The sequence below is a fragment of the Streptomyces sp. NPDC028711 genome (assembly GCF_055565415.1).
Window position 1 is genome coordinate 314,978 of record NZ_JBVHUJ010000003.1, and the last position, 13,244, is coordinate 328,221.

General features: G+C 73.2%; 1 pseudogene. It reads left to right on the top strand.

The annotated features are described in order from the left end of the window. Positions 1 to 8 precede the first annotated feature (8 nt). A pseudogene (locus ACZ4VK_RS12515) lies at positions 9 to 13,235 on the top strand (amino acid adenylation domain-containing protein); the annotation flags it as partial. Positions 13,236 to 13,244: the final 9 nt, after the last annotated feature.

A 13,244-nucleotide genomic window follows, 5' to 3' on the forward strand; every position in this document is an offset into this window, starting at 1 on the left:
TGGTCGACTACCTCAAGCGCCTCACCGTCGACCTCCACCAGTCACGTCAGCGGGTCCGCGAGCTGGAGGCGGGCACCAACGATCCGATCGTGATCGTCGGCATGGGGTGCCGCTTCCCGGGCGGAGCGGATTCGCCCGAGGCGCTGTGGCAGGTCGTCGCCGAGCGGCGCGACGTGATCTCGGGTCTCCCGGCGGACCGGGGCTGGGACCTCGACGGCCTCTACCACCCGGACCCGGACCACTCCGGTACGTCGTACGTACGCAACGGTGGTTTCCTCGACGGCGCCGCCGACTTCGACCCGGCGTTCTTCGGGATCTCGCCGCGCGAGGCGCTGGCGATGGACCCGCAGCAGCGACTGCTCCTCGAAGTGTCGTGGGAGGCCCTGGAGCGGGCCGGCATCACGCCCGGATCGCTGCACGGCACGTCGACGGGCGTGTTCCTGGGCGCGATCGCCCAGGAGTACGGTCCGCGCCTCGGTGAGGCGGGTGCGGCGGCCACCGGGTTCGGTCTGACGGGGACGACGTCGAGCGTGGCGTCCGGACGTGTCGCCTACACGCTCGGGCTGCAGGGGCCTGCGCTGACGGTGGACACGGCGTGCTCGTCGTCGCTCGTCGCCCTGCACCTCGCGGTGCAGGCCCTGCGGTCCGGTGAGTGCTCGCTGGCCCTCGCGGGCGGTGTGACCGTGATGTCGACGCCCGGGATCTTCGTGGAGTTCTCGCGTCAGCGGGGGCTCGCGGCCGACGGCCGCTGCAAGTCCTTCTCCGCGGACGCCGACGGCACCGCATGGGCCGAAGGCGTGGGCGTGCTCGTCGTCGAGCGGCTCTCGGACGCCCGACGGCTCGGACACGAGGTGCTCGCCGTGGTGGCCGGTACGGCCGTGAACCAGGACGGGGCCTCCAACGGACTCACCGCACCCAGCGGCCCGGCACAGGAACGCGTGATCCGCGCCGCCGTCCAGGACGCCGGAGTGACCTTCGCCGGCGTCGACGCGGTCGAAGCACACGGCACCGGAACCGTCCTCGGGGACCCCATCGAGGCGCAGGCCCTGCTCGCGACCTACGGCAAGGAGCGTGACGGCCGGCCGCTGTACCTCGGCTCGCTGAAGTCCAACCTGGGGCACGCACAGGCGGCCGCCGGTGTCGGCGGCATCATCAAGATGGTCATGGCACTGCGCCACGGCGAACTCCCCGCCTCCCTGAACGTGAGCAAGCCCAGCGAGCTCGTCGACTGGGCCGCCGGTGGTGTCGAAGTACTCACCGAGCCGCGCCCCTGGCCCGCCACCGAGGACAAGGTCCGCCGGGCCGGTGTCTCCTCCTTCGGCATCAGCGGCACCAACGCCCACGTCGTCCTCGCCGAAGCACCGGCCGACGACGAGACCGCACAGGAGACGCCGATCGATGCGGGCCCCTTGGAAGGGGCGGCCCTGCCGTGGATGGTGTCCGCGCGTTCGGCGGACGCTCTCGCCGAGGCCGCCGGACGTCTGGCCGCGCACGTACGGGCACGGCCCGAGCTCAGCCCGGCCGACGTGGCCGTCTCCCTGGCCACCGGACGGTCCGCCTTCGAGTCACGGGCCGTGATCCCCGGAGCCGAGGGACGTGACGGGCTGCTCGCCGGCCTGGACGCGCTGGCCTCCCGCGAGATCGACGGCGAGAACGGTGTGTCCCCTTCCCGAGCGGTGTTCGTGTTCCCGGGGCAGGGGTCCCAGTGGGTCGGCATGGCGGTCGGACTGCTCGACTCCTCGCCCGAGTTCGCCCGGGTCATCGACGAGTGCGAGGCCGCTCTGGCCCCGTACGTCGACTGGAAGCTGACCGCCGTCCTCCGCGGCGAGGACGGCGCACCCGGCCTCGACCGCGTCGACGTCGTCCAGCCCGCCTCCTGGGCCATGATGCTCGGCCTCGCCACCCTCTGGCGCACCGCCGGCGTCAACCCCATCGCCGTCGTCGGCCACTCCCAGGGCGAGATCGCCGCCGCCGTCGTCGCCGGCGGACTCACCCTCGAAGACGGCGCCCGCGTCGTCGCCCTCCGCTCCAAAGCACTCCGCGTCCTCTCCGGAGGCGGCGGCATGGCCTGGCTCGGCATACCCGAACCGAAGGCCGAAGAACTCCTGGCCTCATGGCCCGGACAGATCTCCGTGGCCGCCGTCAACGGCCCCTCCTCCACCGTGGTCGCCGGAAAGCCCGAAGCCCTCGACGCACTCCTCGCCCACTGCGAGGCCACCGACGTCCACGCCCGCCGCATCCCCGTCGACTACGCCTCCCACTCCGCCCACGTCGACGAAATCCGCGACACCCTCGCGAACGAACTCAAGGACGTCACCCCGCAGTCGGGCCGCATCGCCTTCCACTCCACCGTCACCGGCAGCCTCCTCGACACCGCCGAACTCGACGCCGCCTACTGGTTCCGCAACCTCCGCAGCCGCGTCCGGCTCGCCGACGTCATCGGACAACTCGCCGCACCCGACGTCGTCTTCATCGAGGTCAGCGCACACCCGGTCCTCCTCACCGGCATCACCGAAACCCTCGCGGACACCGGCAACGCCGTCGGCAGCCTCCACCGCAACACAGGCTCCTTCGAACGCTTCGTCCAGTCCGCCGCCGAAGCCTGGTCCCACGGCCTCACCATCGACTGGCCCACCCTCCTGGCCCCCTACCGGGCCCGCACCACCGAACTCCCCTCCTACCCCTTCCAACGCCGGCACTTCTGGCTGACCCCCGAACCCGCCGCCACCGACGCGCGCGGACTCGGTCTGGCCTCGGCCGGGCACCCGCTGCTCGGCGCCGTGGTCGAACTCGTCGAGGAGGACCGGCTGGTGTACACGGGGCGGCTCGCCCTCGACACGCAGCCGTGGCTCGCCGACCACGCCGTGCTCGGCACCGTGCTGCTGCCCGGCACCGCGTTCCTCGAGCTCACGATGGCCGTGGGTGCCCGGATGGGCTGGCGACGGCTCGCCGAACTCACCCTCCAGGCCCCCCTGGTGCTGCCGCCCGGCGAAGCCGTACAGCTCCGTGTGACCGTCGAGCCGGCGGCCGCGAACGGGCAGCGGGAGCTGGCCGTGCACTCCCGGCCGCAGGACGCCGACCCGGGTGTCCCGTGGACGCGGCACGCCGCGGCGGTGCTCGACATCGACGAGGACGCCGCGGACTTCGACCTCGCCGCGTGGCCGCCGCCCGGCGCCCGTGAGATCGACGTCGAGACCCGCTACGACACCCTCGCGGAAGCGGGCTACGACTACGGACCGGCGTTCCAGGGCCTGCGGGCCGCCTGGCGTGACGGCCGTGACGTCTACGCCGAGGTGAGCCTGCCCGCCGAGCTCGACGCCACCTCGTTCGGGGTGCACCCGGCCCTGCTCGACGCGGCTCTGCACGCGGTCGGTCTGCTCCGCGAGGACTCCGGCACCGTCCTGCCCTTCTCCTGGTCCGGCGTCACCCGCCACACCGAGGGCGCCGGCTCCCTGCGCGTACGGCTGAGTCCCCGGGGTGACGACGGGGTGAGCCTGCGCGTCACCGACGGCGCGGGAAAGCCGGTGCTGTCCGCCGAGGCCGTCACGATGCGGCCGTTCACCGCCGACCTGACCGCCGGACGTGGCTCCGACGCGCTGTTCCGGCTGGAGTGGCAGCCGGTCCCGGCCACCACGGGTGACGTCGACCTGTGCCTGGTGTCGGCCCTGGCCGATGTCCCCGACCTGGTCCCGAAGGTGGTCGGCGTACGATGTCCGGTCGCCGCGCGGGACTCGGGCAGTACGGGCGCCGTTCTCGCCGACGACGCTCACGCTGCCGCGCGTTGGGCCCTCGGCCTGGTCCAGGAGTGGCTGGCCGACGTCCGTTTCTCGGGCTCCCGGCTCGTCGTCCTGACCGACGGCGCCGCCGGCCCCGAGGTGACGAACCCCGCCCAGGCCACCGTGTGGGGCCTGATCAGGGCCGCGCAGTCCGAACACCCCGACCGGTTCGTCCTGTTGGACACGGACGCCGACGTCGAGACGGATGCGGACGCGGGCACGGACGCGGGCACGGACTCGGTGTCGCACCGGTCCGGAACCGTCTCCGGTGCCGTGCTCTCCGAGCCCCAGCTCTCCCTGCGGGACGGATCGCTCCTCGCCCCCCGGCTGGTCCGGCACTCCGCCGTCGCCGGCCCGGACGGCGGCACCCGGCTCGACCCGGACGGCACCGTCCTCGTCACCGGCGGAACCGGGGTGCTCGGCGCGTCCGTGGCGCGGCACCTGGTCACCGAGCACGGCGCTCGCCGACTGCTCCTCGTCAGCCGCCGCGGCCCCGACGCCCCCGGCGCCGGGAAGCTCGCCGCCGAGCTCACCGAGCTGGGCGCCGAGGCCGTCGTCGCCGCCTGCGACACCGCCGACCGCGACGCGCTCGCCCAGCTCCTCACCGGAGTACGGCTCACCGCCGTCGTCCACACCGCCGGCCTCCTTGACGACGGCGTGGTCGAGTCGCTGACCGAGGACCGGCTCACCGCCGTCCTGCGGCCCAAGGTGGACGCCGCCGCACACCTCGACGAGCTCACCGCCGACCAGGACCTCGCGGCCTTCGTCCTGTTCTCCTCGGTGGCGGGTGTGCTCGGCAACCCGGGCCAGGCCAACTACGCCGCGGGCAACGTCTTCCTCGACGCGCTCGCCACCCGCCGCCGGGCCGCCGGCCGCCCCGCGACCTCGCTCGCCTGGGGCCTCTGGGCCGAACGCACCGGTCTCACCGGCCACTTGGGCGACGACTCCCTGTCGACCCGCGGCATCGCGCCGCTCTCCACCGAGCAGGGTCTCGAACTCCTCGACCGGGCGCTCGCCGACGACCACCCGGTGCTCGTCCCGGCCCGCCTCGACCCGGCCGCACTGCGCTCCGACGCCCTCACCGGCACTCTGTCCCCGGTGCTGCGCTCTCTCGTACGGGTCCCCCAGCGGCGCGCCGGCGAGTCCGGTCTGCGCCGCAAGCTCGGCCGGATGTCCGAGGAGGAGGGCCGCCGCCTGCTGCTCGACCTCGTCCGCGGCCAGCTCGCCGCGGTCATCGGCCAGGACTCGTCGGAGGGGATCGACCCGGACCAGCCGTTCAAGAGCTTCGGCGTCGACTCGCTCCTCGCGGTGCAGCTGCGCAACCGTCTCAACTCCACCACCGGCCTGCGGCTCCCGGCCACCCTCGTCTTCGACCACCCCACGCCGGCCGCCGTCGTCGACTTCGCGCTCGCGCTCGCACGGGAAGGCGCCGAACGTGCCGCACCCCAGGCCGTCATGGCCGCCGCGCCGCGTACGGACGACGATCCGATCGTGATCGTCGGCATGGGGTGCCGCTTCCCGGGCGGGGTCGACTCGCCCGAGGCGCTGTGGCAGGTCGTCGCCGAGCGGCGTGATGTGATCTCCGGGTTCCCGGACGGCCGCGGCTGGGACCTGGACGGCCTCTACCACCCGGACCCGGACCACTCCGGTACGTCCTACGTGCGGCACGGCGGGTTCCTCCACGAGGCCGCCGCGTTCGACCCGGCGTTCTTCGGGATCTCGCCGCGCGAGGCGCTGGCGATGGACCCGCAGCAGCGACTGCTGCTCGAAGTGTCGTGGGAGGCGCTCGAGCGGTCCGGGATCGCGCCCGGGTCGCTGCACGGCAGCGACACCGGCGTGTTCGCCGGAGTGATGTACCACGACTACGGGGGCGGCGGCCGGCTGCCGGAGGAGGCCGAGGGCCACTTCCTCACCGGCACCGCCGGCAGTGTCGCCACCGGCCGGATCGCCTACACGCTCGGGCTGCAGGGTCCGGCGCTGACCGTGGACACGGCGTGCTCGTCCTCGCTCGTCGCCCTGCACCTGGCCGTACGGGCTCTCCGGTCCGGCGAGTGCTCGCTCGCCCTCGCGGGCGGCGCCGCGGTGATGTCCACCCCGAACACCTTCATCGAGTTCTCGCGTCAGCGGGGGCTCGCGGCCGACGGCCGCTGCAAGTCCTTCTCGGCGGACGCCGACGGCACCGCATGGGCCGAAGGCGTGGGCGTGCTCGTGGTCGAGCGGCTCTCGGACGCCCGACGGCTCGGACACACAGTCCTCGCCGTGGTGGCCGGTACGGCCGTGAACCAGGACGGGGCCTCCAACGGACTCACCGCACCCAGCGGCCCAGCACAGGAGCGGGTGATCCGCGCCGCCGTCCAGGACGCCGGAGTGACGTTCGCCGGCGTCGACGCTGTCGAAGCGCACGGCACCGGAACCGTCCTCGGCGACCCCATCGAGGCCCAGGCCCTCCTGGCCACGTACGGCAGCGAACGCGACGGCCGGCCGCTGTACCTCGGCTCGCTGAAATCCAACCTCGGACACGCACAGGCCGCCGCCGGAGTCGGCGGCATCATCAAAATGGTCATGGCACTGCGCCACGGCGAACTCCCCGCCTCCCTGAACGTGAGCAAGCCCAGCGAACTCGTCGACTGGGACACCGGCGGCGTCGAAGTACTCACCGAACCCCGCCCCTGGCCCGCCACGGACAACCGAGTCCGGCGAGCCGGAGTCTCCTCCTTCGGCATCAGCGGGACCAACGCCCACGTCGTCCTCGCCGAAGCACCCGGAGAGCCGGTCGCCGAGGAGGCGCCCGTCGATGCGGCCGCCCTGGACGGTACGGCCCTGCCGTGGATGGTCTCGGCACGCTCGGCGGACGCTCTCGCCGAGGCCGCCGGACGTCTGGCCGCGCACGTACGGGCACGCCCCGAGCTCAGCCCGGCCGACGTGGCCGTCTCCCTGGCCACCGGACGGTCCGCCTTCGAGTCACGGGCCGTGATCCCCGGAGCCGACGGGCGTGACGGGCTGCTCGCCGGCCTGGACGCGCTGGCCTCCCGCGAGATCGACGGTGTGTCCGCGGCCGTCTCCGGTGCGAAGCCGGGCCGCGCGTCCGGTGCGTCTGCCGTGTTCGTGTTCCCGGGGCAGGGATCGCAGTGGGTCGGCATGGCGGTCGGACTGCTCGACTCCTCGCCCGAGTTCGCCCGCGTCATCGACGAGTGCGAGGCCGCTCTGGCCCCGTACGTCGACTGGAAGCTGACCGCCGTCCTGCGCGGCGAGGACGGCGCTCCCGGCCTCGACCGCGTCGACGTCGTCCAGCCCGCCTCCTGGGCCATGATGCTCGGCCTCGCCACCCTCTGGCGCACCGCCGGTGTCAACCCCATCGCCGTCGTCGGCCACTCCCAGGGCGAGATCGCCGCCGCCGTCGTCGCCGGCGGACTCACCCTCGAAGACGGCGCCCGCGTCGTCGCCCTCCGCTCCAAAGCACTCCGCGTCCTCTCCGGAGGCGGCGGTATGGCCTGGCTCGGCGTACCCGAGCCGAAGGCCGAAGAGCTGCTGACCTCCTGGTCCGGCCGCATATCGGTGGCGGCTGTCAACGGCCCGTCGTCGACCGTGGTCGCCGGCCGGCCCGAAGCCCTCGACGAGCTTCTCGCCCACTGCGAGGCCACCGACGTCCACGCCCGCCGCATCCCCGTCGACTACGCCTCCCACTCCGCCCACGTCGACGAGATCCGCGACACCCTCGCGAACGAACTCAAGGACGTCACCCCGCAGTCGGGCCGCATCGCCTTCCACTCCACCGTCACCGGCAGCCTCCTCGACACCGCCGAACTCGACGCCGCCTACTGGTTCCGCAACCTCCGCAGCAAGGTGCGACTGGCCGAAGTCGTGGCGCAACTGGCGGCCCCTGACGTCGTGTTCGTCGAAGTCAGCGCCCATCCCGTCCTCGTCTCCGGCATCACCGAAACGCTCGGCGACACCGGCGCGGCCGTCGGCACGCTCCTCCGCAACAGCGGCAGCCTGGAACGCTTCGTCGAATCCGCCGCCGAAGCCTGGTCCCACGGCCTCACCATCGACTGGCCCACCCTCCTGGCCCCCTACCGGGCCCGCACCACCGAACTCCCCTCCTACCCCTTCCAACGCCGGCACTTCTGGCTCACTCCCGAACCCGCCGCCTCGGACGCGCGCGGCGTTCCGCGACCGGCCGAGCAAGCCGCCGAGGCCGCAGCCCTGTTGGGCGTACGGCTGCCGTCGTCGCCGCTCGCGCAGGCGCAGTTCGCTCCGCTGCTCGACCCGGCGGCGCACGCCTGCCTCGGTGACTTCGTGGTCGGCGGACGGCCGGTGGTCAGCGCCGGGGTGTTCGTGGAGACGCTGATCGAGGCGGTCACGGAACTCGCCGGTCCCGGGCCGGTCTCCGTCGAGGACCTGGAACTGCCGGTCGACCTGGTCCTCGAACCGGTCGGCGCCGATCCGTCGGCAGCGCCCGGCGTTCGCGCCGCCCAGCTCATCGTCGACGAGGACCGGTTCCGGTACTACGCCCAGGACGCGGCCGGCGGCTGGGAGCTGCACGCCCACGGCCGCGCCCGGTCGGGCGCGTCGGCCGCTCCCACGGTGACGCTCGCACCGGTCGGCTCGGGCCGCGAGCTGACCGGGGACGAGCTGTACCGGCTGCTGTGGCAGCGCGCCCTGTATCTGGGTTCCGCCGCCCGCTGGGTGGAGCGGATCAGGCTCGGCCGGGGCGAGGCCACGGCCGAGATCAGGCCCGCCGTGCCGGGTGAGGCCGAGCCGTATCTGATGCACCCGGGGCTCGTCGACGCCATGTTCCAGACGGCGCTCGCCTGCTTCCCCACCGACGGCCCGGCCCTCGTGCCGGTCGGTCTCGACCGCTTCGTCCACTACGACCGCGGCGGGTCCCTGGACGGCCTGCGATGTCACGCCGAACTGTTCGACGGCGGCACCCGGGCGCGTATCCGGCTCGTCGCCGCGCAGGGCCGCCTTGTCGCCGAGGCCGACGGTGTGCGCTTCGCCCCGGCCGTGGCCCGGCCCGTGACGGAACCCGCGGCTGTACGGGTCCCCACGGCAGCAGCCGTACGGACGGCCGAGCAGGCGCCGGTGGCCAGGGCCAGTGAAACGGTCACGGCCACGGTCACCGCCACGGCGCAGGTTCCGGCCGGCTCCCCCGATGTCGAATCCGCGCCGGCGCCCGAGGCGGTACGGGCCTTCGTCACCCGGACCGTCGCCCAGGCGCTGGGCACCGTTCCGTCCCGGCTCGACGCCCGGCAGTCGTTGCAGGCGCTCGGCCTCGACTCGCTGATCGCGATGAAGATCCGGACGACGCTGAACCGCGAGTTCGACGTCCTGCTTCCGATGACGGCGTTCCTCGACGGCCGCCGCACCGAGGACATCGCGGAGGACGTGCTCGCCGCCCTCGGCGCCGGAACCGAGGCGGAAGCCCAGCAGGCGGACGCCGGACCCGACGCGGACACCCCGCAGGCGGACGCCGGACCCGACGCGGACACCCCGCAGGCCGACGCAGGCACCGACTCCGACTCCGGCGCCCACGGAGACGACGCCGACCGCTACGAGCCGTTCGGTCTCACCGACCTCCAGCAGGCGTATCTCGTGGGCCGGGGTGAGGCCTTCGAGCTCGGGAACACCTCCACCTACTTCCAGATCGAGATCGACCTGGAGAACGTGGACCTGGACCGGCTCGGCGCCTCCCTCCGGGCGATGATCGAGCGCCACGACATGCTGCGGGCGGTGTTCACTCCCGAGGGCGAGCAGCGCGTGCGGCGCGATGTCCCGGCGTACACGATCCGTGAGACCGACGTCTCCGCCCTGGACCCGGCCGGTCGCGAGGCCGCCCTTGCCGCCGTCCACGAGGAGATGCGGCACCAGGTCTTCGACACGGCCCGCTGGCCGCTGTTCGACGTGCGGGTGACCCGGATCGACGACCGGACGATCCGGCTGCACGCCGGCTTCGACGCCCTGATCATCGACGGTTTCAGCACGTCGATCCTGTTCAAGGAGTGGGCCGCGCACTACCGCGGCGAGACGCTGCCCGAACTCGACCTGCGCTACCGGGACTACGTCCGTCAGGCGCGCGACCTGGAGAGCGGGCCCGACTACGAGCGGGCGCTGTCCTACTGGCGGGACCGGCTCGACACGCTGCCGCCGGCGCCCCAGCTTCCGCTGGCCGTCGACCCGTCGAGTCTGGACCGGCCGGTGTTCAACCACCGTGGCGCGACCCTCTCGCAGGAGGACTGGGCCCGTTTCAAGGAGCACGCGGCGGCGGCCGGGGTCAGTGCCTCGGCGGCCCTGTGCACGGCGTACGCGCAGGTGATCGCGGAGTGGAGCGCCACTCCCGACTTCTCGCTCAACCTGCTGTACTTCAACCGGCTGCCGCTGCATCCGCAGGTCGGCGACGTCATCGGCAACTTCTCCACGACGCTGATGCTGGAGATCCGCGACTCGGCGGAGGACACGTTCGCCGCCCGCGCCGCCGAGGTCCAGCGCCGGCTGTGGAGCGACATGGAGCACAGCCAGGTCAGTGGTGTGCAGGTGCTCAGGGAGCTGAACCGGGCCCGGGGCGCCTCGGTGCGGGCGGCCGCGCCGGTCGTCTTCACGAGTCTGGTGAACTTCGCGGGTCAGCAGGACACCGAGCAGCGCGGGGTCGTGCAGTACCTGGCGGGGATCGGTGACAACGGCCGCCAGGTGAGCAGCTCGGTCCGCACCCCGCAGGTGTGGCTGGACCACCAGGCGGTCGAGGAGGCTGGTGAACTCGTCCTGAACTGGGACGTGATCGAGGAGCTGTTCCCGGCGGGCTGTATCGACGCCATGTTCGCGGCGTATCTGCGGATGCTGCACGAGCTTTCGGGTGACCCGGCGGCCTGGCAGCGGCCGAGGCCCGCTCTGACGCCGGCCGCCGACCTGGACGTACGGGCCGCGGCCAATGCCACGGAGGGACCCCTGCCCGACGGGCTGCTGCACGAAGCGGTCCTCGACCGCGCCGCGGCCACGCCCGACGCGCCGGCGGTCATCTCGCGGGCCCTGACCCTGACGTACGCGGAGCTCGACCTCAGGTCCAACCAGGTGGGGCACCGGCTGCGCGCCCAGGGGGCCGGGCCCGGCGACCTCGTGGGGATCGTCATGGACAAGGGCTGGGAGCAGGTCGTCGCGGCGCTCGGCATCCTGCGGGCGGGGGCGGCGTACGTCCCGATCGACGCCCGGGTGCCCGCCGAGCGGCTGCACGTGCTCCTGGAGAGCGCCGGAATCAGCCGCGTCGTCACCCAGCCGTGGGTGGACGACACGGCCGACTGGCCGCAGGGCGTGCACAGGACGGTGGTGCGGGCCGACGACGAGGGTGAGGAGCGCCCGCTGGGCCCGTCCGGTGCCAAGGCGAACGACCTCGCGTACGTGATCTTCACGTCGGGCTCCACGGGCCTGCCCAAGGGCGTGATGATCGAGCACGGCGCGGCCCTGAACACGGTGGTCGACGTCAACGAGCGGTACGGCGTCACGGCGGCGGACCGGGCCCTCGGGCTGTCCGCGATGCACTTCGACCTGTCGGTCTACGACGTGTTCGGGCTGCTCTCCGCGGGTGGCGCCCTCGTCCTGCCCGAGCCGGCCGCGCACCGCGAGCCCGCCCGCTGGGCGGAGCTCGTCACCGAGCACGGGGTGACCCTCTGGAACAGCGTGCCCGCGCTGATGGAGATGTTCACCGAGCACGCCCTCGCGAACGGGATCACGGGGCTGCCGCTGCGGCTCGTCATGATGAGCGGCGACTGGATCCCCGTCACGCTGCCCGGCCGGATCCGGCTGCTGCTCCCGGACGCCGAGCTGTGGAGCCTCGGCGGCGCCACCGAGGCGTCGATCTGGTCGATCCTGCACCCCATCGGGGACGTCCAGGACGACTGCGTGAGCATTCCGTACGGCAAGGCGATGCGTAACCAGCGTTTCCACGTGCTGGACGGTGCGCTGCGGCCCTGCCCCGTGTGGGTGCCGGGCGACCTGTACATCGCCGGGGTCGGTCTGGCCCGGGGTTATCTGAACGACGAGACGAAGACCCGGGCCGCGTTCCTGCACCACCCGGTCACCGGTGAACGGCTCTACCGCACCGGCGACCTGGGGCGCTTCCTGCCGGACGGCAGCATCGAGTTCCTCGGCCGGCAGGACTCCCAGGTGAAGATCCAGGGCTACCGCATCGAACTGGGCGAGGTGGAGGCCGCTCTCACCCAGTGCGAGGGCGTGCGGCGCGCGGCGGTCGTCGCGGCGGGCGAGCAGCACGGGCCCAAGCGGCTGGTCGCGTACGTCGTCCTCGACGAGGGCCGCGACGACACCGAGCGGCAGATCACCGAGGAGCTGCGCCGGATGGTCCCGCAGCATCTGGTGCCGCAGCGCGTCCTCGTCCTGGACGAACTGCCGCTCAGCGACAACGGGAAGGTCAACCGGGCGGCGCTGCCCGCGCCCGACGACGTCGCGGTCGAGGGCGCCGGGTTCGTCGCGCCCCGCGACGACGTGGAGCGGCGGCTCGCGGAGATCTGGGCGGAGTTCTTCGGCGTGACCGAGATCGGGGTGACCGCGAGCTTCTTCGAGCTCGGCGGGGACTCGCTGCTCGCGGTGCGCCTCATGGCCAGGATCGCCCGCGGTCTGGGCGTCAGCCTGCCGCTGTCCAGCCTCTTCGCCCGGCCGACCATCGAGCTGCTCGCCCAGGCGGTCAGGGAGTCCGGCGGCGGCGAGGGCCGCGGGGCGCTGGTGCCGGTGCGCACGACGGGTTCGCGGACTCCGCTGGTGTTCGTCCACCCGGTCGGCGGTGACGTGCTCTGTTACGCGGAACTCGCCGAACTCCTCGGTGAGGAGCAGCCGTTCTACGCGCTCCAGCTGCCTGACACGGAGCTGACGAGCGTCGAGGACATGGCCGCCCACTATGTCGCGGCGGTCCGGGAGGCGCTGCCCGACGGCCCGTACCGGGTCGGCGGCTGGTCGATGGGCGGGGTGATCGCCCTGGAGATGGCGGCCCAGCTCACCGCGGCGGGTGCCGAGGTGGACCTGCTCGCCGTGATCGACCTGATGGAGCAGCCTGGTCCCGCCGGGGGCGCGCCCGTCTCCGACGAGGTGCTGCTCTCCTGGTTCGCCAGGGACCTGGCCGGTCTGGCCGGGGTGGCCTGGGAGCTGCCGCCGGAGGCGTTCGACGGGCGTCCGCCGGTGCGGGTGCTGCACGAGGAGGCCCGTGCGGCGGGGGCGCTGTCCGAGGACATCGACCTCGACACGCTGAGCCGTATCGTCGGCCGGTTCCAGAGCAACTACCGGGCGCTCCTGCGGTACGCGCCCAGCGGCTTCGCCGGGCGGGTGGTGTCGCTGCGGGCCGCGGACGGCGGTGCGTCGGTCGAGACGGCGTCCCGCTGGATGGAGTACTTCTCCGGCGACGCCGTCCTGGTGGACGTCCCCGGCGACCACTACACGGTGATGCGCGGCGAGCGGCTGCGTGTCCTCGCC